At 67.9% G+C, this 25,572-nt stretch carries 23 protein-coding genes; 6 read left to right on the top strand and 17 right to left on the bottom strand.

What is annotated here, in order from left to right; all coding sequences use genetic code 11:
- Positions 1 to 8 precede the first annotated feature (8 nt).
- Positions 9 to 347, bottom strand: a complete 339-nt coding sequence (locus AC5P7X_RS16410) for a P-II family nitrogen regulator (protein ID WP_004134334.1) — start codon at positions 345 to 347, stop codon at positions 9 to 11.
- A gap of 341 nt (positions 348 to 688) precedes the next feature.
- Positions 689 to 2,098, bottom strand: coding sequence for a type I glutamate--ammonia ligase (gene glnA, locus AC5P7X_RS16405; protein ID WP_005420964.1), 1,410 nt, complete (start codon positions 2,096 to 2,098; stop codon positions 689 to 691).
- Positions 2,099 to 2,321: 223 nt separating this feature from the next.
- Here glnA and AC5P7X_RS16400 point away from each other — a divergent pair, with 223 nt between their 5' ends.
- Both AC5P7X_RS16400 and AC5P7X_RS16395 read left to right on the top strand, forming a co-directional pair.
- Positions 2,322 to 3,116 carry an undecaprenyl-diphosphate phosphatase gene (locus AC5P7X_RS16400; protein WP_053499956.1) on the top strand — a complete coding sequence of 265 codons (795 nt, stop codon included), beginning with the start codon at positions 2,322 to 2,324 and terminating at the stop codon, positions 3,114 to 3,116.
- 74 nt (positions 3,117 to 3,190) lie between these two features.
- Positions 3,191 to 4,015, top strand: coding sequence for an META and DUF4377 domain-containing protein (locus AC5P7X_RS16395; RefSeq protein ID WP_005420968.1), 825 nt, complete (start codon positions 3,191 to 3,193; stop codon positions 4,013 to 4,015).
- Positions 4,016 to 4,169: 154 nt separating this feature from the next.
- Here AC5P7X_RS16395 and AC5P7X_RS16390 read toward each other — a convergent pair whose 3' ends face one another.
- From AC5P7X_RS16390 to AC5P7X_RS16335, 12 genes are all read right to left on the bottom strand, one after another.
- Complete coding sequence (locus tag AC5P7X_RS16390; protein WP_053499954.1) at positions 4,170 to 4,781, bottom strand: YbhB/YbcL family Raf kinase inhibitor-like protein; 612 nt, start codon at positions 4,779 to 4,781, stop codon at positions 4,170 to 4,172.
- Between the two features lie 10 nt (positions 4,782 to 4,791).
- The gene (locus AC5P7X_RS16385; RefSeq protein ID WP_005420971.1) at positions 4,792 to 6,861 is read right to left on the bottom strand and encodes a tetratricopeptide repeat protein; all 2,070 of its coding nucleotides are present in this window, start codon (positions 6,859 to 6,861) and stop codon (positions 4,792 to 4,794) included.
- Between the two features lie 56 nt (positions 6,862 to 6,917).
- A complete protein-coding gene (locus AC5P7X_RS16380; protein WP_050562730.1) occupies positions 6,918 to 7,907 on the bottom strand; it encodes a YheT family hydrolase in 990 nt (329 codons plus the stop codon).
- Between the two features lie 52 nt (positions 7,908 to 7,959).
- Positions 7,960 to 8,751, bottom strand: a complete 792-nt coding sequence (locus AC5P7X_RS16375; RefSeq protein WP_053499952.1) for a lysophospholipid acyltransferase family protein — start codon at positions 8,749 to 8,751, stop codon at positions 7,960 to 7,962.
- A 206-nt stretch (positions 8,752 to 8,957) separates the two neighbouring features.
- Positions 8,958 to 9,791 carry an MBL fold metallo-hydrolase gene (locus AC5P7X_RS16370; RefSeq protein WP_053499950.1) on the bottom strand — a complete coding sequence of 278 codons (834 nt, stop codon included), beginning with the start codon at positions 9,789 to 9,791 and terminating at the stop codon, positions 8,958 to 8,960.
- Positions 9,778 to 10,800 carry an NAD-dependent epimerase/dehydratase family protein gene (locus tag AC5P7X_RS16365; protein ID WP_053499948.1) on the bottom strand — a complete coding sequence of 341 codons (1,023 nt, stop codon included), beginning with the start codon at positions 10,798 to 10,800 and terminating at the stop codon, positions 9,778 to 9,780. Before AC5P7X_RS16365 ends, AC5P7X_RS16370 begins: the two co-directional genes overlap by 14 nt.
- Positions 10,800 to 11,819 (bottom strand): 3-oxoacyl-[acyl-carrier-protein] synthase III C-terminal domain-containing protein, encoded by a 1,020-nt coding sequence (locus AC5P7X_RS16360; RefSeq protein WP_005420980.1) that lies wholly within the window; start codon positions 11,817 to 11,819, stop codon positions 10,800 to 10,802. Before AC5P7X_RS16360 ends, AC5P7X_RS16365 begins: the two co-directional genes overlap by 1 nt.
- A 5-nt stretch (positions 11,820 to 11,824) precedes the next feature.
- Complete coding sequence (locus AC5P7X_RS16355; RefSeq protein WP_005420982.1) at positions 11,825 to 12,259, bottom strand: hotdog fold thioesterase; 435 nt, start codon at positions 12,257 to 12,259, stop codon at positions 11,825 to 11,827.
- Between the two features lie 10 nt (positions 12,260 to 12,269).
- Positions 12,270 to 14,327, bottom strand: coding sequence for a phospholipase D family protein (locus tag AC5P7X_RS16350; RefSeq protein WP_053499946.1), 2,058 nt, complete (start codon positions 14,325 to 14,327; stop codon positions 12,270 to 12,272).
- The gene (locus tag AC5P7X_RS16345) at positions 14,324 to 14,941 is read right to left on the bottom strand and encodes a YceI family protein (protein ID WP_005420984.1); all 618 of its coding nucleotides are present in this window, start codon (positions 14,939 to 14,941) and stop codon (positions 14,324 to 14,326) included. The genes AC5P7X_RS16350 and AC5P7X_RS16345 overlap by 4 nt, the downstream gene beginning before the upstream one ends.
- A 4-nt stretch (positions 14,942 to 14,945) precedes the next feature.
- Entirely contained in the window at positions 14,946 to 15,422 is a 477-nt protein-coding gene (locus tag AC5P7X_RS16340) for a SixA phosphatase family protein (protein WP_005420985.1), read from the bottom strand.
- 49 nt (positions 15,423 to 15,471) lie between these two features.
- Positions 15,472 to 16,101: a nucleotide-binding protein gene (locus tag AC5P7X_RS16335; RefSeq protein ID WP_005420986.1), complete on the bottom strand. Its 630-nt coding sequence runs from the start codon at positions 16,099 to 16,101 to the stop codon at positions 15,472 to 15,474.
- A gap of 123 nt (positions 16,102 to 16,224) precedes the next feature.
- Between AC5P7X_RS16335 and AC5P7X_RS16330 the strand changes: the two genes are divergently transcribed.
- Positions 16,225 to 17,709, top strand: a complete 1,485-nt coding sequence (locus tag AC5P7X_RS16330) for an AAA family ATPase (protein WP_005420987.1) — start codon at positions 16,225 to 16,227, stop codon at positions 17,707 to 17,709.
- Between the two features lie 606 nt (positions 17,710 to 18,315).
- On the opposite strand, the gene AC5P7X_RS16325 is transcribed toward AC5P7X_RS16330, so the two are convergent.
- The gene (locus AC5P7X_RS16325) at positions 18,316 to 18,951 is read right to left on the bottom strand and encodes a tetratricopeptide repeat protein (protein WP_014035497.1); all 636 of its coding nucleotides are present in this window, start codon (positions 18,949 to 18,951) and stop codon (positions 18,316 to 18,318) included.
- Between the two features lie 169 nt (positions 18,952 to 19,120).
- On the opposite strand from AC5P7X_RS16325, the gene AC5P7X_RS16320 reads away from it, so the two are divergent.
- From AC5P7X_RS16320 to AC5P7X_RS16310, 3 genes are all read left to right on the top strand, one after another.
- Complete coding sequence (locus AC5P7X_RS16320) at positions 19,121 to 22,807, top strand: indolepyruvate ferredoxin oxidoreductase family protein (protein ID WP_329841826.1); 3,687 nt, start codon at positions 19,121 to 19,123, stop codon at positions 22,805 to 22,807.
- A gap of 181 nt (positions 22,808 to 22,988) precedes the next feature.
- On the top strand, positions 22,989 to 23,348 hold the full coding sequence (locus tag AC5P7X_RS16315; protein WP_070488755.1) for a helix-turn-helix transcriptional regulator: 360 nt from the start codon (positions 22,989 to 22,991) through the stop codon (positions 23,346 to 23,348).
- 33 nt (positions 23,349 to 23,381) lie between these two features.
- Positions 23,382 to 24,668, top strand: a complete 1,287-nt coding sequence (locus tag AC5P7X_RS16310) for a type II toxin-antitoxin system HipA family toxin (RefSeq protein WP_053499942.1) — start codon at positions 23,382 to 23,384, stop codon at positions 24,666 to 24,668.
- On the opposite strand, the gene AC5P7X_RS16305 is transcribed toward AC5P7X_RS16310, so the two are convergent.
- Positions 24,669 to 25,283 carry a DUF938 domain-containing protein gene (locus tag AC5P7X_RS16305; RefSeq protein WP_053499940.1) on the bottom strand — a complete coding sequence of 205 codons (615 nt, stop codon included), beginning with the start codon at positions 25,281 to 25,283 and terminating at the stop codon, positions 24,669 to 24,671.
- Positions 25,284 to 25,484: 201 nt separating this feature from the next.
- Positions 25,485 to 25,572, bottom strand: an 88-nt coding sequence (locus AC5P7X_RS16300; protein WP_253135857.1) for an IS3 family transposase, incomplete at its 5' end; no start/stop codon positions are given.

Raw genomic sequence — 25,572 nt, 5'->3', positions numbered from 1 at the left:
GAAGGGGGTTACAGCGCGTCGGCACCGATTTCGCCGGTGCGGATGCGGATGACCTGTTCGACGGCGGTGACGAAGATCTTGCCGTCACCGATCTTGCCGGTGCCTGCCGACGACTGGATCGCTTCGATCACCGCGTCGGCACGCTCGTCGGTGACCACCGTTTCGATCTTGATCTTGGGCAGGAAATCGACGACGTACTCGGCGCCGCGATACAGCTCGGTGTGGCCCTTCTGGCGACCGAAACCTTTCACTTCGGTCACGGTGATGCCCGACACGCCTGCATCGGACAGGGCCTCGCGGACCTCGTCGAGCTTGAACGGTCGGATGATGGCGGAGATCAGTTTCATGCGCATGTCCCGAGGGTGGATGGGGCCAGCGCGCCAGCGCGCGTTGGCATCAGGCAACCACGGGTCATCAGGTGATGACCGTGGCTGTTGCACCGGACACGTACAGGGCCGGGACGGCCGTGCCTCTCTCCTTGCACGACCGACGCGGGAGGGAGGGCGGCCCTGGTCGCGTATCCGGTCTCTCTTGCCCCTGTTTCAGCGGACCGGCAGTCCGCTGTACTGCAGCGGGCCAGCGACCCGCTCTACAACGGCGGGCCTGCGCCCGCCTTGCGGCTCCCCAGCCGCGAGAACGGAAGCGATGGCGGCGGGCGGGAGGGGGGACCCACCGCCATCGCGCCCGGTCAGCTGGCGTAGTACAGCTGGTATTCCAGCGGGTGGGTGGCCGCGCGGAACTTGGTCACTTCCTGCATCTTCAGCGCGATGTAGCCGTCGATGAAGTCATCGCTCATCACGCCGCCGGCCTTGAGGAACTCGCGGTCCTTGTCCAGCGCTTCCAGCGCCTGGTCCAGCGAGGAGCAGACCTGCGGGATCAGCTTCTCTTCCTCCGGCGGCAGGTCGTACAGGTCCTTGTCGCTCGGTGCACCCGGGTCGATCTGGTTCTTGATGCCGTCCAGGCCGGCCATCATCAGCGCGGTGAAGGTCAGGTAGCCGGACTGGATCGGATCCGGGAAGCGCATTTCGATGCGGCGCGCCTTCGGGTTGGACACCCACGGAATGCGGCACGAGGCCGAACGGTTGCGGGCCGAATAGGCCAGCATCACCGGCGCCTCGAAGCCCGGCACCAGGCGCTTGTAGCTGTTGGTGCCCGAGTTGGCGAAGGCATTGATGGCCTTGGCGTGCTTGAAGATGCCGCCGATGTACCACAGCGCCAGCTGGCTCAGGCCACCGTAGCCGTCACCGGAGAACAGGTTGGTGCCGCCCTTGGACAGCGACTGGTGCACATGCATGCCGCTGCCGTTGTCGCCGACGATCGGCTTGGGCATGAAGGTGACGGTCTTGCCGTTGCGGTGCGCAACGTTCTTGATGACGTACTTCATGCGCAGCAGCTCGTCGGCCTTCTGCACCAGGGTGCTGAACTTGGTGCCGATCTCGCACTGGCCCGCAGTGGCCACTTCGTGGTGCTGCACTTCCACTTCGATGCCGACCTGTTCCAGGGTCTTGCACATTTCCGCGCGCAGGTCGTGCAGGGTGTCGGTCGGCGGAACCGGGAAGTAGCCGCCCTTCACGCCCGGACGGTAGCCGCTGTTGGCGCCGTCATACTTGGCGCCGCTGTTCCACGCCGCTTCTTCCGAGTCGACCTTGAAGAAGGTGTTGCCCATTTCGTTGGCGAAACGGACCGAGTCGAAGATGAAGAATTCCGGCTCCGGGCCGAAGAACGCGGTTTCGGCGATGCCGGAGGACTTCAGGTAGGCCTCGGCACGCTTGGCGATGCCGCGCGGGCAGCGGCCATAGGCCTGCATGGTGGCCGGATCGAGGATGTCGCAGCTGATCACGATGGTCGGATCGGCGTAGAACGGGTCCACGTAGGCGCTGGACGGGTCCGGCAGCAGCACCATGTCCGATTCGTTGATGCCCTTCCAGCCGGCGATCGAGCTGCCGTCGAACATCTTGCCTTCTTCGAACAGCGACGGTTCGACGATGCTGACCGGGAAGGTGACGTGCTGCTCGACGCCACGCATATCCACGAAACGCAGATCGACGAACTCGATCTGGTTGTCCTTGATCAGCTTCTCAACGTTTTCCACGGACATCGGTACGACCTCGGATGGGGATGAATGCCTGCTGAGGTACAGCAATGACCGTGCCAACTTTTCGATACCCGCAAGTCGTTGATTTCAATATGGCTGCCCCGCGCCGGTGCAGAACGGTGCGCACCAAACCGGTGCGCCCGCCAACAGACGCACCCGTTTGGTGCAGCAGGGATCGTCTATCCTCTCGACCTTCTTCCTTCCGCCGCGCGTGCCCGCACCGTCCATGTCCGACCTGCTCTCCGCCCTGCTGCTGGGCATCCTCGAAGGCTTGACCGAATTCCTGCCGATCTCCAGCACCGGCCACCTGCTCATCGCCCAGCACTGGCTGGGTGCCCGCTCGGACTTCTTCAACATCGTCATCCAGGCCGGCGCGATCGTGGCCGTGGTGCTGGTGTTCCGCCAGCGCCTGCTGCAGCTGGCCACCGGCTTGAACCAACGCGAGAACCGTGAGTACGTGTTCAAGCTGGGCGCTGCGTTCCTGGTCACCGCCGTGGTCGGCCTGGTGGTGCGCAAGGCCGGCTGGTCGCTGCCGGAGACGGTCAGCCCGGTGGCCTGGGCACTGATCATCGGTGGCGTCTGGATGCTGCTGGTGGAGGCCTACACCGCGCGCCTGCCCGACCGCGACCAGGTGACCTGGACAGTGGCGATCGGCGTGGGCCTGGCGCAGGTCGTGGCCGGCGTGTTCCCCGGTACCTCGCGCTCGGCCTCGGCGATCTTCCTGGCCATGCTGCTGGGCCTGAGCCGTCGCGCCGCTGCCGCCGAGTTCGTGTTCCTGGTCGGCATTCCCACCATGTTCGCCGCCAGCGCCTACACCTTCCTGGAAATGGCCAAGGCCGGGCAGCTGGGCAGCGAGAACTGGACCGACGTGGGCGTGGCCTTCCTTGCCGCGGCCATCACCGGCTTCGTCGTAGTGAAGTGGCTGATGGGCTACATCAAGTCGCACCGGTTCACCGCCTTTGCGATCTACCGCATCGCGCTGGGCGCCGCGTTGCTGCTGTGGTTGCCTTCCGGCAGCTGAACAGCGCCGGCCGCACGGTAACCCCATTGCCGGCCCCACCCCGTTTTCCCCACGGTTCCCCAAGGAGAATCACCATGAACCGCAAGCTCACCCTGCTCCTCCCGCTGGCCCTGATGGCCGCCTGCAGCCAGACCCCGGCCCCGGCCGGCAATGGCGGCGACGACGTGGCCCCGGCCGCGACCAAGGCAGCGGACCAGCAGACGCTGGCGCACCTGGATGCGCAGCGCCTGCAGAGCCAGCACTGGCTGCTGCAGCAGGCCACCGGCGCCGACGGCAAGCGCATCGACGCGCTGTTCGCCCGCGAAGACAAGCCGGTCACCCTGGACTTCGCTGATGGCCGCCTGTCGGTCAGCAACACCTGCAACCGCATGGGCGGCGGCTACACCCTGGCCGACGGCAAGCTGACGGTCAGTGCGATGGCCTCGACCATGATGGCCTGCACCGACAAGGCGCTGATGGCGCTGGACGAAGCCGTGTCGAGCCGCCTGCAGGGCGAACTGAAGGCCGAGCAGGATGCCGATGGCAAGCTGACCCTGACCAACGCCAAGGGCGACGTGCTGGTGTTCAACCCGGAACCGACCGCTGAAACCCGCTACGGCGGCGCCGGCGAAACCGTGTTCCTGGAAGTGGCCGCCAAGACCGAGAAGTGCTCGCACCCGCTGATCCCGGACTACCAGTGCCTGCAGGTGCGCGAAGTGAAGTTCGACGACAAGGGCCTGAAGCAGGGTGAGCCGGGCAAGTTCGAGAACTTCTACGGCAACATCGAGGGCTACACCCACGAAGACGGCGTGCGCAACGTAGTGCGCGTGAAGCGCTACGAAGTGAAGAACCCGCCGGCCGATGCGCCGTCGCAGGCGTATGTGCTGGACATGGTGGTCGAGTCGGCCATCGAGAAGTGATGTAGAGCCGACTGTCAGTCGGCTGGCACTTGAAGGGCGGCCGCAAGGCCGCCCTTCTTCGTTGTGCGTCGTAGAGCCGAGCCCATGCTCGGCTGCTGTCTATCGGGAAAAGCAGCCGAGCATGGGCTCGGCTCTACAGAAGCACATTGCCCGCTCAGGCCAATGCGGGGTTCAAGGTGTAGGTACCGTGCAGCGTCGCTTCGGCCAGCACGTGGCCGTGCATGGCCCGGTACGCGTCGGCGGCGGTGAAGCGTGCCGGCAGCTGCAGCGATGCCACGTCCAGCGCGAACACGCGGAAGAAGTAGCGATGCATGCGCTCGTCGTTGAACGGCGGATAGGGGCCGTCGTAGCCCAGGTAGTCACCGGCCATGTCCGGGTTGCCGGCGAACCAGCCGGTGAAGTCGTTCAGGCCCTGGCGGCTGCCGGCCGGCCCGGCCGGCGTGGTCTTGCCCTTCACCACGAAGCCGTCGCTGCAGCTGCCTGCGGCAATCTCGCGCACCGAAGCCGGAATATCGGCCATCACCCAGTGCACGAAATCACAGCGGGGCTGGTCGCGCGGCACGCTCATGTCGGTGCGGCCGACCGTCTCCGGCACGGTCGGCACGTCCGGATCGACGCATACCAGCACGAACGAACGGGTGCCCTCCGGCACATCGCTCCAGGCCAGGTGCGGATTGCGGTCCGGTGCGAAGCCCGCCGCATCGCCTGCGGCGAATTCGCGGTCGATCGGTGCACCGTTGGTCAGGCTGTGGCTGCTCAGTTGCATCGGCGTGTCCTCACTCTTCCGGGTAACCCAGGCGCACCGCGATCGGGGTGAGCTTGGCGAAGGCGGCGCTCATCACGTCGCGGTAGTTGCGCCAGTGGCCCGGCGGGAAGCGCGGCGCGCCCAGCTGCGCGGCCGGCGGCATCGGCCGCTCGAACAGTCGGCCCAGCAGTTCGGCCATCGCCTGCGGATCGTTGCCGATCTGGTCGATGCGCAGCAGCACCTGCGGGTACAGATCGTCCTCGTGCAAAGCGGCGACCTGGGCCAGCGCGCGCGCCAGCCATTCGCTGGCTTCGGCCAGCGAGGTCATCGCCAGCGGCGCGGCGGCACCATAGGCCACCCAGTCCAGCAGCATGTCGCGCGGGTCGCGCAGCACCACCAGCAGGCGGCCCTGCGGCAACTGCGGGCGCAGCGCCCACAGCAGCGCGTTGTCCCACCACAGCAGCCAGTCGATGATCGCGTCGTCCTGCACGCCGCGCGACGGCAGCTGTTCGCGCCAGCGCTGCACCAGCCGCTCCGGGGTCAGCACGCCGGAGGCGAGGTCCTGCAGCGTGTGGTAGTTCTGGAACGCGTCGTCGGGTGCGTTGGAGGTATAGCGGTCGCTGCGCAGCACCGGGCTGGCCGCGGCCAGGCCGGTCGCCACGCGCTCCACGCCCGACCCTGGCGCGCCCCACAGGAAGATCGGCGCGGAGGTGGCATCGCCGTCGATCTCGCCCTTGTCCGGCCAGCTCGGCGGTGCCTTGGCCTGCGGCGGCAGCGGCAGGCGCTGCGGGGCCTGGTCGGCCTGCAGGGCCAGCCAGGTCTGCAGCGCATCTTCGTGCTGCCCGGCGCGATCCTGGATCTCACCCAGCCAGGTGCGCAGGTCGGCGCGGTGGCCTTCCGGTGCCATGTCGATCAGCGCCTGCACGCGGGCGACCGCGGCGGCCGGATCGCGCTGCAGCAGGCCTTCGACCAGGCGGGTTTCGCCGCTGACGCGGCCCGGTTCGAGGCTGACGATGCGCTCGGCGATCGCTTCGGCCTGGGCGTGTTCGCCCACCATGTCGTGCAGGCGCAGGCGCGCTTCCAGCGCCGGCAGGTGGCCCGGCATCGCGTCCATCCAGCGCTCGACCGTGGCGGCGGCGGTGGCACTGCCGACCTCCTCCACCGCCAGGCGTGCCAGCCACAGGTCGTGCAGCTGCGGGTGCTGCTCCAGGGCGGCATCCAGTCGTGCGCGGGCCTCGTCTTCGCGGCCCAGGCGCTGCCAGGACATCAGCAGCAGCTGCAGCACGTCGCGGTCATCAGGCAGCGATTCCAGCAACGGCAGCAGGTGCTCCAGCGCCTGCAGCGGCTGGCCGCTGCGCAGTGCCAGTTCGCCGGCCAGGCGGCGCATCGAAGGCGTATCCAGGCCTTCCTGCTGCAGCGCGATCTGCATCGCCTCTGCCGCAGCTTCCAGGTTGCCCTGGCGCATGGCCAGCTGCACCACCAGGCCATGCAATGAGGCGATGGTCGGGTTCAGTTCCAGCACGCGCCGGAACGCCTGCTCGGCGAAAGCCAGCATGTTCTTGCCCAGGTAGGCGAAGCCCAGTGCGTAAAGCACGCGGATGTCGTTGGGCAGGGCCTGGTTGGCGGCCGACAGCAGCGTCAGCGCGCGATCGGCATCATCGCGGCGCAGCGCGATCATGCCATCGATGGTCAGCAGCTCCGGGTGGTCCGGTTCGACACGCGAGGCCAGCGTGGACAGGCGCTGCGCTTCATCGAAATCGTTGCGGCCGATCGCCAGGTGGGCCTGCATCAGGTACGCGGCGAATGCGTTCGGGTCCAGCCCGGTGGTGCGCGTCAGTGCTTCGCCGGCGCCGTCGAACTGGCGCAGGGCCAGCAGCAGGCCGGCGTGCTGCAGGTGCAGCTGGGCGTTGTCCGGGGCCAGCTGCAGCGCCTGCTGCAGGGCCTCCATCGCGTCCTCGGCCTTGCCCTGCTGCTGCAGCGCAAGCGCCAGCCAGCGGTGGGCCTCGGCCTGGCCGGGTTCATCACGGGTCCACGCCTGGGCCAGCTGCACGGCCTGGTCGGCCTCGTTCTGGCGCAACGCTTGGATGATCTGGTCTTGCATGGCGGTCCGGTTCAAGGGCAAACCCGCATTGTAGCGGCCTGCGCGCCCGTGCCGGTTCAGCCTTGCAGCACGCGCTGCAGGCGCTGCGCCACCCAGCGCTCGGAGAAGCCGTCACCGCGCCAGTTTTCCAGGAAGCCACAGTGTCCGCCCCAGCTGGCGGTTTCCAGATGCGCCTGGTGCGGCAGCTGCCAGTCGCTGAAGGTCGCGTAGGGGATCACCGGGTCGTCCTGCGCCATCAGGATGTCGGCCGGCACCTGCAACGTGGACAGGCGATCACCGGCAATCGAGTAGCCATCGAAATAGGCCTGCAACGAACCGAAACTGGTGTGGCGCTCGACCAGCCAGGCGGTCAGCGCGCGGATGTCCAGTTTCAGTACGCGGTCGTCGCAGTCGCTCAGTTCGGGGAACAGGTCGCGCTTGCGCCGCAGTGAACCGGCCCACTTGCGGCGGAAGTACCAGTCGTACATTGCCGGGCCGTTCTCGATGCTCTCCATGGTCAGCGCCGGGTCCAACACCGGGCATACCGAGGCCACGCGCAGCAGCGGCACGCCGGCCGCTGGCGCGCGCAGGGCCAGGCGCAGCACGAAGTTGCCGCCCAGCGAGTAACCGGCGGCCACCAGCGGCAACTGCGGCCAGCGCTGGGCGATATCGCCCGCGGCATGCACCACTTCGTCGATCAGGTTGGAGTGGAAGATGCCAGGGTTGAGATGATGGGTATTGCCGTGGTCGCGGAAATTCAGCCGCACCACGTCGAAGCCCTGTTCGAGCATGCGCGCGGCCGCCATGCGCATGTAGCTGGATTCGGCGCTGCCTTCCCAGCCGTGCAGCAGCAGGGCCATGCCTTTGGGTTCGCGGCCTTCGATGTGGCTGTGCCAGCCTTGCAGGCGCACGCCATCACCGCCGTCGAGGATCAGTTCTTCGCTGATCGCACCGGTCGCGGCCAGCAGCAGCAGGCCGCGCTGCAGGCGCATGCGGCTGGAGCTGAGCATCGACTGCAGGTGCGGATTGCGCAGCCAGCGCGGGGGCTGGTAGTCAGCCGCGTGCAGCGTCGGCGTGCCGGCGTCCAGGACGGGTGGCGGGATCAGGGCCACCGCACCCTCACTCGGTGCTCATGGCCGCCACGATGCGCGCGCGCGACGTCTCCGCGATGCGCCGACGGCCTTCCAGGTCCTGCGCACCGATCGGTGCCAGGAAGTGCACTTCTGCACGCCGCGCCGGCTCACCGAGCAGGCGCAGGAAATTGGCGAAGAAACTCTCGCCGGGGCCGAACGCGACAATGGTCTGCGCATCGCCCTTGAGCCCGTACACCAGTGCCACCGGCTGCACCGGCACGCCGGTTTCAACCGCGGCCTGGAAGATGCGGGCATGGAACGGGCCTACTTCGTGGCCGCCGCGGGTGCGCCCTTCCGGGAACACGCCCACCGCCTTGCCTTCGCGCAGGCGATCGGCCATCACCTGCATCACGCCACCGAGCGATTCGGTGTTGCCGCGCTGGTGGAAGATGGTCTGGCCACGCGCGGCCAGCCAGCCGACCAGCGGCCAGCTGGCGATCTCGCGCTTGGCGACGAAGCCCATCATGCGCTGGCTGTGCAGGATGCAGATGTCGACCCAGCTGACGTGGTTGGCGACGAACAGCACGGCGCCGGGCAGCGGCGTGCCGATCTGCACCAGGCGGAAGCCGAAGATCCACATCAGCCCGCCCTGCCACCAGTTGACCACTTTGGCCCCCAGGGTCGCCTCGCCCACGCGCAGTTCGCCCCACGGCCGAAGCATGCCGATCAGGATGAGCGGCAGGAACACGATGATGTGGACCAACAGCAGCGGTACGCGGTACAGGTAACGGCACACACGCGCCACGCCGCCGCGGGGGGCCGGAGTGGGGGAAGTCATCCGCGCACGATACCGGAGGGCCGCAGCCGCTGCCAGCCGATTCTGGCCATAAGTCCTATTGACCGCGGCCATGGACGGGAACACGGTGTCCTGTTGGCGGGGCTGTTGGGGGGCGTAGAGCCGGCCTTGCCTTGGCATTTTGTAGAGTCGAGCCACGCTCGACTGCTCCTGGCGCCACATCAACAGCCGTCGAGCATGGCTCGACGCTACGCGGTCGCGGCCGGCCGCCATTGCCCGCAATGGGCCGGTACCAGCTGCAGGTCGCTGACCTGGCGCTGGGTGTGCTGCAGCCGCTGCAGGGTCTGCCGGTAGGTGCCGGTGTGGCCGAGCAGGGCGGTGACCAGCCACGGCGGCGGCACGCCATCGGTGATGGCGGCGCTGGACCAGGCGGCGTCGGCCACCAGGAACACCGGGCGGCCATCGCCCGCTTCGAACAGCAGCCCGTGCTGGCCCACCGCATGGCCGGGCAGCGGCACCGCCAGCAGGCTGCGGTCGCCCAGCACGTCGCGGCCACGGCCGAAGGCATCGAAGGGACGCGGCAGGTCCACCTCGGGCAGGCTCTCCAGCCAGCCCATGCGCGGCGCCGCATCGCGGGTCAACGCGGGCAGCAGACCCACGCTGAGCGCACGCAGGCGCCCGCGCGCGGCTTGGTCCTGCCACGCAGCGCGCGAACACAGCAGCGGCACGTCGGGGAAATCGAGCACGCCACCGACGTGGTCACCATGCAGGTGCGAGAGCACCACCAGGCCGATGTCGGCCGCGCCGATGCCCCGCTGCTGCAGCTGCGCGCGCACGCTCTGGCCCGGGCCCAGGTGCACTGGCGTGACCCAGCGGTAGAGGCGCTCGGGGAAGCGCGCGGTGGCCTGCAGGAACGCGTCCGAATAGCCGGTGTCGAACAGGATGAGGCCGCGCAGCGGATGCCGCAGCAACGCCACCAGCGCCGGGAATTCGCAGCGGTGCCAGCTGGCTCCCTGGCGCACGGCACGCTGCGGGTGCACGCAGTGGCCGGCCTCGATCAGCTCCCACTCAAGCCGTGCCATCGCTGCCCCCGTGCTGCGTCCAGGTGTGCTGCTTCCAGTGCGTGGCGAAGGCCTGCAGCGCGGCCTGCACGCCGGTGCGCGGGTCGTAGCCGAGATCGCGCCGCGCGGCGCTGATGTCCAAGGTCTGCGAATAGCCCAGCACACCCACGCCATAGCGGGTCAGGCGCGGCTCGGGGCGGCCCGGGCGCAGGCGGGCCACGGTCTCGGCCACACCGGCCGCGGCCAACGCCAACGTTCGCGGCACCGGCCGCAGGCGCACCCGCAGGTCCATCGCTGCGAACAGGCCGTTGACCAGCGCATGCACGTGCAGCGGGGTGCCGGCGCTGATGTTGTAGGCGCGCCCGCTGCAGCGCGCGTCCGCCTGCAGCGCCAGGCTCACCGCCTGCACCGCATCGTCGATGGGGGTGACATCAATGAGCGCGCGGCCGCCATGGATCAGCGGGAAGCGGCCGCTGGCCGCCACCGCCAGCAGGCGTGGCAGGATCGCGCGGTCGCCGGGCCCGAACACCGCACGCGGGCGCAGCACCACGGTGTGCAGTCCCTGCCGCGCGGCAGCGGCCACGGCCAGTTCCGATTCCCATTTGCTGCGCGCGTAGTCGGTGATCCAGCGCCGTGGCGGCTGGAAGCGTTCATCCAGACCGTACTGGTCGGCGAAGCGGAAATAGATGCTGGGCGAACCCAAGTGGACCAGGCGGGCAACACCGGCCGCCTGCGCGGCCTGCAGCAGGCGCGTGGTGGCCAGCACGTTCGCCCGCTGGAATGCGGCTGCCGTTCCCCAGGGTTGCGACATCGCCGCGCAGTGCACCACCGCATCGCAGCCCCGCAGCAGCGGCGCCAGGGCATCCTCGGCAAGATCGGCAGCAACCACCTCGATACCGCGCGCGGCCAGCGCCTGCAGCCGAAGCGCATCGCGCCCGCTGCCGCGCACCTGCCAGCCCTGTGCCGCCAACGCCAGCGCGACATGCTGGCCGATGAAGCCGCTGGCGCCGGTGACCAGGACTCTGGCCATCAGTAGCGCAGCACCGCGCCGCCCAGCGCCAGGCCGGCACCGGTACCGATCAGCAGGGCCTGCCCACCGCGCGGCAGGCGACCGTCGATCAGGGCCTGGTGCAGGGCCATCGGCAGCGACGCGGCCAGCTGGTTGCCGTGCTCGCGCAGGATGCGCACCAGCCGCTGCGGCGGCAGGCCCAGCACGCGTTGCAGGTGATCCAGCGCCTGGCCGCTTGCCTGGTGCGGCACGATCACATCGCACGCGGCCAGGCTGGTGCCGGCACTGTCCAGCAGATCCTGCAGGAAACCGGGCAGGCGCCGCGCCGCTTCGCGGTACAGCGCCTTGCCCTGCATCTGGAAATGATGGGCCGCGCGGTAGGCATCAATATCGTCGAACAGGCGCATGCCGGTGCCGCAGGTCGGCACCTGGCACAGTTCGGCACCGTCGCCATAGGTGCGCAGGCGGGTGGCCAGCAGCGCCGAGGCCTGGCCGTCGCCGGCCCGCTCGACCAGCATCGCCACCGCACCATCGCCGAACAACGGCGCGGTCAGCGGGTCATCCGGATCGAGCCCGGCACTGGGAATGTCGCTGCAGACGATCAGCACGCGCCGGTAGCGGCCCAGCGCCAGCAGGCTGCCGGCCATTTCCAGCGCCACCACGAAGCCCAGGCAGGTGGCGTTGACGTCGAAGGACGGCACGCCACTGTCGCCCAGGCCGAGGGCGCGCTGCACCAGCACGGCCTGGCAGGGAATGGCCTGTTCCATCACCCCACAGGCGGAGAGGATGCAGTCGATGTCGGTGGGTGCCAGGCCGGCCTGCTGCAGGGCCTGGCGCGCGGCCTGCGCGCCCATCCAGGAGGCCCGCTCATCGGCCGCTGCATGGCCGCGGCTGGCCACGCCGCTGTGCCGTTCGACCCAGCCGTCCGGCTTGTTCCAGCGCTGGTCGAAGTGCTGCGACGGCACCCGCAGGCGCGGCAGGCAGGCACCGCTGGCGATGATCCGCAGCGGCAGCACGGCGGGAGCAGGCAGCCCGGACATCTGCCTCAGCCGTGGCCTGCAGCCACCACCGCCAGGGTCAGCCGCGAAATGCACACCAGCCGGCCCTGTTCGTCTTCGATGCGGATCTCCCACAGCTGCGTGCTGCGGCCCACGTGCACCGCACGCGCAGTGCCGGTGACGGTGCCGCTGCGCACGGCGCGAACGTGGTTGGCGTTGATCTCCAGGCCCACGCAGACCTGCTTGGCGGTATCCACGCAGAGGTTGCCGGCGCTGCTGCCCAGTGTTTCGGCCAGCACCACCGAGGCGCCGCCGTGCAGGATGCCGTACGGCTGGCGGGTGCGTTCGTCGACCGGCATGGTGGCCTGCAGCCAGTCATCACCGGCTGCGGTGAAGGCGATGCCCAGGGTATCGATGGCCGTGCCTCGGCTGAGCGCATTGAGCTGGTCGATGGAAACAGCGTCGCGGAACACCTGGGTCATGCAAGCACCTTCAGAGAATGGGGACGAGGCCGGCGCCGAATGCGGTCAGCATGCGCACCAGCAGCCACTTCGGGCCGACGTTCACTTCGGGGAAATCACCGACGGGCACGTAGCAGCGATGGAAATCCGGGCTCTGCCGCGGCAGCGGTTGCGGGCAGTCCGGGCCGGGCTTGAACTCGTAGTCGGTGGCATAGCGCCACGGCCAGAAGTCGAGGATCGGCAGTGCTTCGGAGGCCTTGCCGACGCTGTAGTTGAGCCCGGACAGCACCGGCGGCTTGGCCCGCGGCGCCACCGTCCACGAGTTCTGCGGGTGGGTATCGCGCAGGATGCTCTCGGCCAGCTGCTCGGCGAAGGCCGGGTCGTCGATGATCACCGCACCTTCGGTGTTGTAGTTCTCGCTGCGCGGATCGAAGTTGTGGGTGCCGACCACGCCGATGCGGCGGTCGACCACCAGCGACTTGGCATGCAGGCCCATGCGCGCGCCCTTGCGGGTGACCGGCAACGGCTTGTTGACCGCCTTGCTGCCCAGGAAGGAGGGCCGGGTCTCGGTGCGCAGCAGGCGGGTCTCGACCTCGCTGCCGGCCGCGCGGCGGCGCTCGCGCGCGTTCTGGTAGGCACTGCCGGTGCGCGGGTGGTTCACCGGCCCCTGCTTGCCGGTGGGTGCCGGGTGCTCATCGCGATCGCGGCTGTCGCCGGCATTGCTGCCCGCGGCGCTGCCGCCAATCAGCGGATTGCGCCCGCCGTCGTCGTCACCTCCGGGCGCGGCGATCGGATCAGGCAACAGGTTGCGGTAGTCGACCGGTGCATCCAGCGGGAACGGCTTGTATTCGAAGATGTTGAAGCCCAGTTCGCGCATGTTGCGCCGCTTGTACTTGTACGACAGCGCATACACGATCGGGTTGTCGGTGGCCGCCAGGCTGTTGCTGGACACCACCACCCGCGGCGGCTGCGGGCGCTTGCGCAGCTCGCGGAACAGCTTCTGCGCCGGCTTGGACAACACCAGGTACGGCGTCTGCAGGATCACCTCCTCCTGCGCGCCGGCGATCAGCGCATCCAGCTGCGGCTCGGTCACGTGCTGGCCCGCCAGTGGCGCATCGGCCTTCTCGCGCCGGTGCTTGCGCGGCAGGTCGGCGACATAGCGCACCGAGGCCACCGGCAAGGCGGTATCGACGAAGGAACGGCTGACGAAGTCCATGTCATTGGCTTCGGCACTGACCCGCTGCACCCGCTCGGGGCGGCGGAAGCTGGCCGGCGGCAGGGTCGGCACGCCCTCGCGCAGCAGGGTGCGGCCGACATCGTTCAGGCGCTCGGCCGGCACGCTGCGCCTGGCATGCCAGAAGGCATCGAAGTTGGCGGCCATCGCCCGCGCCTCCGGGCCGGCGATCAGCACGTCGCGGTCGCGGAAGTTGTACTCGCGGTCCCAGTCGTAATAGTCGTCCTGGTAGTTGCGGCCACCGACCACGCCGATCGCATCGTCGATCACCAGCAGCTTGTTGTGCATGCGCTGGTTGAAGCGGCGGAAGCAGCACAGCACGCTGCCGGCATAGTCGAAGTAGTTCAGCCGGGCCTTGCCGAAGGTCGGGTTGTAGACCCGCAGCTGGAAGTTCTGGTGCGCGCCGGACAGCGCGCCGAGGATCTGCAGGTCGGAGATCGCCGAGAGCTGATCGATCAGCACGCGCACCTTCACCCCGCGCCGCGATGCAGCCAGCAGCTCGTCGATGACCAGCCGGGCACTGTCGTCCTTGTCGAAGATGTAGGTCTGCAGGTCGATGCTGCGGGTGGCGCTGCGCAGCAGGTTCAGGCGCGCCACCAGGGCGCCCTCGCCCTCGTCGAGCAGGGTGGCGTAGTGGCGCGGCTGTTCGGGGGTGGATTCGGTGAACGCCCGGCCGGCCAGCGCACGCAGCGGTGAGTCCTGCGCGCAGCGGTCGGCGCGCTGGCAGCCGACCACGGTCGAGCGCGCCTGCACGGCGATCGCTTCGGCACGGTCGCGCTCGGCATGCGAAAGCGATGCACAACCGCTGCCCAGCAACACCGTTGCCAGCGCCAGTATACGCAGCAGGAGGTTCACGGTTTCGGCGCCTCGCTCAGGCGCGCACGCAATACGAAGGTCACTCGATCACTCAGGGCTAGCTGCCAGCTGTCCATTCCATACCGGCCTCGCTGCACGGTACCGCGGCTGACGACATCGCAATCATAGCCGGGTCGGGCGCACTCCGCCTTCTCGACCCGCAGCGACTCGGGGTGGCTGACGCCGCGCAGGGTCAGCCGGCCGTTGATGTCGCCCCCCTGTTCCACCGTCTCAGGCCAGTACGGCAGCGAGTCGAACTCGACCACCGGATGGCGCCCTGCATCGAAGAACTCTTCGCCGCGCATCCAGCCGGTGTAGCGCGCCTTGCCAGGGATCTCCACCGAACGGGTGAACATCTTCAGGTGCACCTGGTGGCGCCCGTCGGACAGGATCTCGATGCGCCCCTCGAAGTGCGGGAATACGCCTTCGATGCGCTGGCCGAAACGGGTCCGCACCTCGAAACCGATCCGCGAGCGCTGGGTATCCAGGCGCAGTACCCGCGGCGCTTCGGCGGACACCGGCGGCAACGGGGTTGGTGGGGGCACAGCGGCCCAGGCCGGGCCAAGCGCCAGCAACGCGGGCAGCAGGAAGCGGCTGCGCCGCGCCTGGCTCATCGGATCACGGCCACCAGAACGCGTTCAGGCTGGCCACGCCCGGCTCGATCGAGACCTCGCGCGGGAAGCCGAGGACGGCCACGCCGCCCGGCGGCATGCCCCGGTAGTCGCTGCTGGTGCCGTCGGTCATCAGGGCCACCAGCTGCTCCAGGCCCGGGTTGTGGCCCACGATCAGCACCCGGTCCAGGTCGCGACGTTCGTCCACCAGCGCCGCCAGGGTGCCCGGGGTGGCTTCGTAGATCCGGTCTTCCAAGCGCTTCTCGACATAGCCGATGGCCGTCATCACCGCTTCCAGGGTCTCACGGGTACGTCGCGACGGCGAGCACAGCACGCAGTCCGGCAGCAGGTTGTTTTCCTTCAACCACTTGCCGGCGGCTTCAGCTTCGGCCAGCCCCACCGGCGACAGCGGCCGGTCGAGGTCGGCCTGGCCGGAAACGGCGGGTTCGGCATGGGCATGGCGCAGCAGGATCAGTTCACGCATCGCGGGTTTCCATGGAGAAGAGGATGCAGCAGGAGAAGTGAGGCAGGCATCAAAGCTTGAGCCAGGACAGCAGCGGTTCCCAGTCCGCCTGGTGTTCGCGCACCTGGGCGGAGCGATAGTCGAACAGGCTGCGGCCCAGGCCGGTCATGACCACGTAGCTCTGGCTGTCACGCAGCTGCGCGACCACCGGGTACGGCCATTCGGCCAGCATCTGCAATGCCTGCTGCGAGGTCTGGGTCCAGGGTTTGGTGCGGTTGAGGACCAGCCCTACCGGCAGCTTGCGGCTGTGCACGCGCGGGTTCTGGGCCAGGCTGTTGAGGAAGCCGACGATGGCTTCGATATCCAGCGCCGAGGGCAGCACCGGCACCACCACGGCGTCGGCCGCGTCCAGGAAATGGGGGATATCGTCGGCCAGCGCACCGGCGGGTGCATCGATGATGACGGTATCGGTACCGTCGGGCAGCTTCTGCGCCCACTGCTTCTTCCGATACACATCGATGGGGAGCACCGCGCTTTCCAGCCCGGCACGCCGTTGTGCCCAGCGGGTGCTGGAGCCCTGCGGGTCGGCATCGGCGATCACCGTGGCCTTGCCCTGCAATGCCGCGTACGCGGCCAGGTGGGTGGCGACGGTGGTCTTGCCCACCCCGCCCTTGGAACCGGCCACCAGGATCGTCTTCATGCCAGCCTCGCTTCCGGGTACGTGCCCCGAGCGTACACCGGCGGTGGTGACGGGAGGTAGCGCCGTGCTGAACCAGTGGCCATCGCCTTTGCTATCGTGGCGCCCCCGAAGGATCGAACCGGCATGAGCGAACTGCAGGACCTGAGCGCACTGATCCGCGCCAATACCCCCCTGATCGTGATCGAGACCCAGGATGAGGGGCGCATCGTTGAACTGTTCCGGCAGACGCTGATGCACGTGTGGCGGGCCCTGCACCGCTGGTCCATCACCGAGGGCCTGCGCCGCATCGACCTGGACCGCGAGGATCCGCCGGTCGGCCCGCCCGATGCCAGCGCCGCGCTGCAGATGATCCGCCAGGCTGATCAGCGCGGTGTCTACCTGCTGCTCGATTTCCACCCCTACCTGGGCTATGCCAGCCACCAGCGCGCACTGCGCGACCTGATCCAGCGCCGCCACAGCGAACCGCACGTGCTGGTGCTGATCGGCGCCAAGGTCGAGCTGCCGGCCGAGCTGGAAGCACTGGCGGTGCGCTTCAACCCGCGCCTGCCCGATGCCAATGCCCTGCTGAAGATGCTGCGCGAGGAGGCCGACGCCTATGCGCGCGAACACGGCGGCCGCCGTGTCGAGGTCGACAGCGAGGCGGTGAAGAAGATCCTGAAGAACCTGCAGGGCCTGAGCCTGGTCGATGCCCGCCGCATCGCCCGCCAGCTGATCTACGCCGATGGCGCGCTGCGCGACGACGACCTGCCGCAGCTGGCACGGCTGAAGTTCGAGCTGCTCAACCGCAGCGGCCACCTGTTCTTCGAGCACGACAGCGCACGCTTCGGCGACGTGGCCGGCGCCAACCGGCTCAAGCGCTGGATCAGCCAGCGCCGGGTGGCCTTCATCGCCGGCTCGGCACCGGCCGGCCTGGACCCGCCGCGCGGCATGTTGCTGCTGGGCGTGCAGGGCTGCGGCAAATCGATGCTGGCCAAGGCCACCGCCGCCGGCTTCGGTGTACCGCTGCTGCGCCTGGACGTGGGTGCGCTGTACAACAAGTACCACGGCGAGACCGAGGCCAACCTGCGCCAGGCGCTGGCCTCGGCCGAGCAGTTGGCGCCCTGCGTGTTGTGGATGGACGAGATCGAGAAGGGCCTGGCCAGTGGTGGCGAGGACGGTGGCGTATCGCGCCGCGTGCTCGGCTACCTGCTGACCTGGATGGCCGAACGCAAGGCGCCGGTCTTCATCGTCGCCACCGCCAACCAGGTGCACGAACTGCCGGCCGAGCTGCTGCGCAAGGGCCGTTTCGACGAGATCTTCTTCGTCGACCTGCCCACCCCCGAAGTGCGCGTGGAACTGCTGCGGCTGCATCTGGGGCGACGCCAGCTCAATGGGGACGACTTTGCACTGCCGGCGTTGGCGGCCGCGGCGAATGGTTTCTCCGGCGCGGAGATCGAGCAGGCGATCGTGGCCGGACTGTACGCAGCGCACGCCGAAGGCCGGCCGCTGGACACCGAGCTGCTGATGAACGAGATCCGCGCGACGAGGCCGCTGTCGGTGCTGATGGCCGAGCAGGTCGAGGCCTTGCGCGCGTGGGCGTCGGGGCGGACGGTTTCCGCGGACGATTGAGGTTTCCCGCGAACGGCGCAGCCCCTCGTGGTTGGTCGCTCAAAGCGACAGTCGTGGTTGGCCGGGTGGGTAGGCTGCGCAGGGGGCGCTGCAAGTACGTCCCTGCGCAGCCTACCCACCCGCCCCCTGACAGTTTCCGGGGGCGTCGGCCACGGAGAAGAAAAAAGATGATCAAAAGCAAAAGCCGGTCGGCTGGCCGCTTTCTGTAGAGCCGAGCCCACGCTCGGCTGCATTTCGATCAGATATCGAATAGTTGATTCCGATGCGGATTCATCCACGCATGGCGTGGATCTACCCACCGCCGCCGATAACCTGTCGGGGTCGAGGCGGTCTGGGGCTGCAGGACCGTTGGCGCCATGAATGGCGCCATCGAGCCCCCATGGGTGAGGGCGCTTTGCTTGCGAAGCACTGCTTCGCAAGCGCCCGAACGCCCAGCCTCCAGCGGCTGGGCCGGGCCGCGGAGCGGGGTTTACGGCGTGTCCTGCAGCCCCAGACCGCCCCGACCAAGCCACAGATAGCTCAGAGCCTGCTGTTGCTGTTGCTGTTGCTGTTGCTTCGGCCGTTGCCTCTGCGGGTGCCGGGTGCAACCCGGCGCAACCCCCTCCCTCAGGGCCAGGCCGGCGGGGCAGCCGCCCACGCCTGCTGCACTTCCGCCAGCGAGGCACGCTCGTCGTCGCGCCACAACGGCAGCAACTGCGCATAGCGGCTGCTGTCGCTCCATTGCGTCGGCTCGGTACGCACTGCGGCGGCGTACCACTGCACCGCCTCCTGCTTCTGCCCGGCCCGCCACAGCGCCAACGCATAGGTCGGTGGCAACCAGCCCGGCTTGCTCAGCGAACCACCGGCAGCGGCCTGCCATTGCTCCAGGGCGGCTTCGGGCTGGCCCTGACGCAGCAGGTCCCAGCCGTAGTTCCAGCGCACGCCACGGCCCAGGCTGCCCTGCACCGGCGCATCCTTCAGCGCTTCGCGATACAGCTGTTCACCCAGTTCGGTACGGCCCTGGGCAATGGCTACCGACGCCAGCTGCACGGTGGCCTCCACGGTACGCCGGCCGCGCTCGCGCTGCTTGAGCAGCTGCGCCACCAGCGCATCCCCGTCGGACTGGACCACGATCATGGGCACGGCGGCCGCATCGCTGTCGAAGTAGAACTCCTGTGGTGCCGGCACCGCCGGCGCGGCCCACACCGGGGCCGTTCCCGAGACCAGCAACATGCTGCCCAGGATCTTTCCTGCAACTGACATCCCTTCTCCCCAGGCCGCAACCGCAGCCTCCCTCTCTCTCCCCGATCCTAACCCCAGCATGGCCGCCGGCGCGAGTGCCGGGGCGGCCGGGCCTCGCTGCTACAATTCGCGCCTTTCCCGCCGCGTGCCTGCACGCGGCCGGTGCCAGCCGATCCTGACCGGGCCAGCCATGACCAGTACCGCGCAACTCACGTCGCCCTCCTCCACCGACCTGATCGACCGTGACTACACGCTCGACCACAAGTACACCCGCAACGAGGGGCGGATCTATCTGAGTGGCGTGCAAGCGCTGGTGAAGCTGCCGCTGATGCAGCGCCTGCGCGACGCGCACGAAGGCATCGACAGCGCCGGCTTCGTCAGCGGCTACCGCGGCAGCCCGCTGGGCGGCTTCGACCTGGAGCTGTGGCGCGCACGCAAACACCTCGACGCAGCCAAGGTGAAGTTCACCCCCGGCCTCAACGAGGACCTGGGCGCCACCATGGTGTGGGGCACCCAGCAGACCAACCTGTTCCCCGGCGCCAACGTGCAGGGCGTGTTCGGCATGTGGTACGGCAAGGGCCCGGGCGTGGACCGCTGCGGTGACGTGTTCAAGCACGCCAATGCCGCCGGCACCTCGCGCTACGGCGGCGTGCTGGCACTGGCCGCCGATGACCATGCCTGCCGCAGCTCGACCCTGCCGCATGGCAGCGAGGACGAGTTCGTCAGCGCGATGATGCCGGTGCTGAATCCGGCCGGTGTGCAGGACATCCTCGACATGGGCCTGCTGGGCTGGGCGATGAGCCGCTATACCGGGCGCTGGGTCGGCTTCAAGACCATCGCCGAGACAGTCGAATCGTCGGCCTCGGTCGAGGTCGACCCGATGGCGCGCCGCATCGTGCTGCCGGAAGACTTCGAGATGCCTTCGGGCGGTCTCAACATCCGCTGGCCGGACCCGCCACTGGACCAGGAAATGCGCCTTCACCGCTATGCGGTGAAGGCCGCACAGGCATTCGCCCGCGCCAACGGCATCGACAAGGTGGTGATGGACGCGCCGCGCGCGCGGCTGGGCATCGTCACCACCGGCAAGAGCTACCTGGACGTGCTGCAGGCGCTGGAGTACCTGGGCCTGGATGAAGCCGCCTGCGCCGACATCGGCATCCGCGTGTACAAGGTCGGCATGACCTGGCCGCTGGAGCCGCAGGGCATCGCCCGCTTCGCGCAGGGCCTGGAAGACATCATCGTGGTGGAGGAGAAGCGTGCCTTCATCGAGCGCCAGATGAAGGAACAGTTCTTCAACTGGCCGGCCAGCTGGGGCCAGCGCCCGTCCATCGTCGGCAAGTACGACGAGAGCGGCGAATGGATCCTGCCGTCCACCGGCGAGCTGACCCCGGCCACCATCGCCGGCGTGATCGGCCGCCGCATCCAGAAGTTCTTCAACAACGCATCGATCGAGCAGCGGCTGCAGTGGATGCAGGAGAAGGAAGCCGAGCTTGCGTTGCCGCGCGCCAGCTTCCCGCGCGTGCCGCATTACTGCTCGGGCTGTCCGCACAACACCTCCACCAACGTGCCGGAAGGCTCGCGTGCGCTGGCCGGCATCGGTTGCCATTACATGGTGACCTGGATGGACCGCAGCACCGACACCTTCACCCACATGGGCGGCGAAGGCGTGACCTGGGCCGGGCAGGCGCCGTTCACCGATACCCCGCACGTGTTCCAGAACCTGGGCGACGGCACCTACTTCCACAGCGGCTCGCTGGCGATCCGCCAGGCGGTCGCCGCCGGCGTCAACATCACCTACAAGATCCTCTACAACGATGCGGTGGCGATGACCGGTGGACAGCCGGTGGACGGTCCGCTGAGCGTGCCGGACATCGCACGACAGATGCGTGCCGAAGGCATCCACACCATCGTGGTGCTGTCGGACAACATCGGCAAGTGGACCGGCCAGCGCGAGCACTTCCCCAGCGACGTCGAGTTCCATGACCGCAGCGAGCTGGACGAAGTGCAGAAGCGCCTGCGCGAAGTGAAGGGTGTTTCGATCCTGATCTACGAACAGACCTGCGCCACCGAGAAGCGCCGCCGCCGCAAGCGCGGCAAGCTGGAAGACCCGCAGAAGCGGGTGATGATCAACTCGCTGGTCTGCGAAGGCTGCGGCGACTGCGGCAAGAAGAGCTTCTGCGTGTCGGTGCTGCCGAAGGAAACCGAGTTCGGACGCAAGCGCGAGATCGACCAGTCCAACTGCAACAAGGACTATTCCTGTGTGAACGGCTTCTGCCCCAGCTTCGTCACCGTGCACGGTGGCCAGCCGCGCAAGGGCAGCAAGCGCGATGCGTCCACGCTGCTGGACAACCTGCCGGCGCCGACCCTCCGCGGCAGCCTGGAACAGCCCTGGAACATCCTGATCACCGGCGTCGGCGGTACCGGCGTGGTGACCATCGGTGCGCTGCTGGGCATGGCCGGCCACCTGGAAGGCAAGGGTGCAACCGTGCTCGACCAGACCGGCCTGGCGCAGAAGGGCGGCGCGGTAACCACGCATATCCGCATTGCCCGTCGCCCTGAAGACATCCATGCCGTGCGTATCGCCGCTGGCGAGGCCGACCTGGTGCTGGGCTGCGACATGGTGGTGGTCAACGATTACTGGGCGCTGTCGAAGGTGCGTGCCGGCCGTTCGCAGGTGGTGCTGAACACCTACGAAGCGATGCCGGGCACCTTCACCACCCGCCCGGACATGCAGTTCCCCGCCGCCGACATCATCGCCGGCGTGCGCGTGGCACTGGGCGGCCAGGAGCCGCTGCTGCTCGATGCCACCCAGCTGGCCACCGCGCTGCTGGGCGACGCCATTGCCGCCAACCTGTTCATCCTCGGCTATGCCTGGCAGCAGGGCCTGGTGCCGCTCTCGTTCGATTCACTGATGCGCGCCATCGAGCTCAATGGCGCCGCCGTGGCGATGAACCAGCAGGCGTTCGCCTGGGGCCGCCTGGCCGTGGTCGATCCGCAGGCCGTGCAGCAGGCGGCCGGCCTGGTGCGCAACCGCCATACCGATACCGAATCCACCCCGGGCCCGCTGCATCCGCTGCCGCCAGGCGAGTGGGAGGGCAATGAATGGGGTGCCACTGCGGCACCGCGCAACACCGGCGACGAACGCGAACTGCGTGGCCTGCCCTCGCACGGTGGCGACGTGGCGTTCCTGCCGCTGGACGACGCCCGCCTGTCGCGCTCGCTGGATGAAATGATCGAGCGCCGCGCCGCGTTCCTGGTCGAGTACCAGGATGCCGCCTACGCCAAGCGCTACCGTGACCTGGTAGCGCGCGTACGCGCCACCGAAGCCGACCGCATCGGCGGTTCCACTGCGCTGACCGAGACCGTGGCGCGGTACCTGTTCAAGCTGATGGCCTACAAGGACGAGTACGAAGTGGCGCGCCTGTACACCAGCGGCGACTTCCAGCGCCGCCTGCAGCAGCAGTTCGAGGGCGACTACCAGCTGCGCTTCCATCTGGCACCGCCGCTGTTGGCGAAGAAGGACGAGCAGGGACGGCTGTTGAAGAAGGAATACGGCCCGTGGATGTTCAAGGCCTTCGGTCTGTTGGCGAAGCTGAAGTTCCTGCGTGGCGGCCGCTTCGATGTGTTCGGACGCACCGAGGAGCGCCGCATGGAGCGCAAGCTGATTGCTGATTACGAGGCGACGGTGCAGATGCTGCTGGACGGGCTGGAGGATGACCGTCTGTCGCTGGCGGTGGAGATTGCCAGCATTCCCGAGCACATCCGCGGCTTCGGCCATGTCAAGGAAGCGCATTTCGAGCAGGCCAAGGCGCGCGAAGCGGCCCTGCTGGCGCAGTGGCGCAATCCGAAGGCGCTGCATATCGTGCAGGTGGCGTAACCGGCAGCAGGGCCCTACCGGCCCTTGGCCGACTGCCCGAAAGGATCTAGAGCCGGAAGCGCTGGCGATCCATGCCAGCGAACGTCGACATTTCAGAAATTGTCGCCGTTCCATGACATTCTCGAAATGTTATCGAACGGCGACTTTTGATTAAATGTTGCCGAGCGCATACATTCCGCCTATGGACATCCTGCGAACGTCCCGAGACCTGGGCCTGGTCATCCGCCAGCGTCGCAAAGCACTCCGTTGGGATCAGGCCCAGCTGGCCGAACGCGTAGGCGTCAGTCGGCAATGGGTCATCGAAATGGAGAAGGGCAAGCCACGGGTGGAGCTGCAACTGGTGCTGCGGACGCTCAACGTCCTCGGCCTGATACTGGCTACGGGCACTGTCGAGGGAATGGCCTCCTCCGCTGCATCGTCGGAAATGCCTCTGGAACTGCCTGATATCGACACTATCGTGGATGGCAACGGGCTGCGCCCGGACGAGCACCGCGCGACTGCCATGACGTTGGGGCGTAGAAAGCCCCACAAGGCCGTCTGACAGCCCCTTCCTCCCGGACATCGTGCCTCCCGCATGGACCTCAACGTACTCCTTTCCAACAGACTGGCTGGATACCTGGGACAGGATGCACATGGCCATCCGACATTCCGGTATGCAGACAGTTGGCGCCAGACGCCGGGCGCCTATCCCTTGTCACTTGCACTTCCATTGACAGAGAACAGCGCGCCCGCTGCCACGCTCTCTGCGGTCCTGTGGGGGCTGCTGCCCGACAACGAGGCCCTTCTGCAGCGATGGGCTTCCCGGTTCCAAGTTTCGTCCCGCAACCCGGTCGCATTGCTGTCACATGTCGGTGAAGACTGTGCCGGTGCGGTCCAGTTCGTACGACGCGAACGGCTCGCCGCCGTACTTGCCGGTGAGGACGATCGGCAGGAGGCGCTGTCCCTCCATGAGGTCGCCCAGCGCCTTCAGCGGATCCGAGTGGACCAGATTGCAGCGCGGCAACCCGATGATGTCGGCCAGTTCAGCCTGGCCGGGGCGCAACCGAAGATCGCCCTGATGCAACGCGACGACGGAGGTTGGGCAATTCCGGCCGGTCGCATCCCCACCACGCATATCCTCAAACCCCCCAGTGGCGACTATGACGGATTCGTGGAGAACGAGGTCTTCTGTCTGCGCCTGGCCAGTCAACTCGGCATGTCGGCTGCGTCCACTGAAATGATCTGCATGGAGGACGCACAGGCCATTGCGGTGACGCGCTTCGACCGCGTACGAACAGCACAGGGTTGGCAACGCGTTCACCAGGAAGACTTCTGCCAAGCGCTGGGTGTCATGCCACACATCAAGTACCAGAACCAAGGCGGACCGGGGCCGGCCGATCTGGCGCGCGTGCTTTGGGAACATTCCAGCAAGCCGCGAGCGGATGTCGAAAGGCTGCTGCAGGCACTGCAGTTCAACTATCTCATTGGCGGCACCGACGCGCATGCCAAGAACTATTCGCTGCTGATCGGCGCACAAGGAAACGTTCGCCTTGCCCCGCTGTATGACATCTCAAGTGCACTGCCCTATGCACACCTGCAGCAACGCAAGATCAAGATGGCCATGAAGATCGGCAGCCATTACCGCTGGTGGGATGTCCGCCTGGCGGATTGGGAGGCCACCGCTGATGGAATGACGCTGGACCCGCAGAAAGCACTGTCGGGCCTGTTCGACATGGCAACACAGCTGCCCGGCATCGCCCGGGCGTTGCTTGCGGAACTGCAGGCAGAGGGCATGCGCCACCCGGTTCTGGAACGTTTAGTGGATGGCATCAGTGCAAGCTGCCAGCACTGCCTGCGGCAATTCGAACAATCCGCTACCTGATCACCCCAACCGCCACAGCAATAGCCGGTTATTGGCCGGCATTGCCACGTCACCCAACCGGGTGAACCCGTTGTCCGCCGCCAGCGCCTGCACCGCTTCGCTATCGCGGATACCGCTGCGCGGGTCGCGCGCCTTCAGCCAGGCATCGAACTGCGCGTTGCTGTCGCTGGTGTAGCGGCCGCCGTAATTGAACGGGCCGTAGACCGCCAGCAGCGCACCGTGGCGCATCAGCGGCGGCAGCGCGGCGAACAGCGCCCGCACGTGCTCCCAACCCATGATGTGCAGGGTATTGGCAGTGAACGCCGCATCGAACGAGCTGCCCTCCGGCAGGGTCAGGCCCACTGCCGGCGGCAGTTCCACCTGCAGCGCCACGGGCGGCAGCAGGTTGAGCAGAGCCGCCTCGGCGCGCCACGCCTCGATGCCAGGCAGATGGTCCGGATGGTCGCTGGGCTGCCAGCGCAGCCACGGCCAGCGCTCGGCGAAGAAGGCTGCGTGCTGGCCGGTACCACTGCCGATCTCCAGCACCCGATGGCGGTCGCCCATCCACGGGTCGAGTGCGGTGGCGATGGGTTCGCGGTTGCGCTCGCAGGCTTCTGAATGCGGCTTGCTCGACATCAGGACGGTGTCCAGGCGGGGTCGGCTCCATTGTGCACGAGGGGGTGTCTGCAGGGCTTGCAGCCCTGCACCCGCAGGAGCCGGAGCCTGAGCCAGAGCAACGTCAAAAGCTGGCATTCCGTGGGTTGGCGGGGTGGGCCCGGTTGCGGGGGACGCCGTAAACCCGTCCTTGAAGTGACCCCCGAGACTTGGACGGTGGGGTCAGGCGGCTGCTTGGGCCTGTTCCCGGTACTTTACCGGGCTTAGTCCCTTCAATTTCAATCTGATTCGCTCTTGGTTGTAGTACTTG

Source organism: Stenotrophomonas sp. YJH_SMC_53 (genome assembly GCF_059369995.1).
The sequence above is the reverse complement of the archived record's forward strand: the minus strand, read 5'-3'. Positions and strand labels throughout refer to the sequence as shown.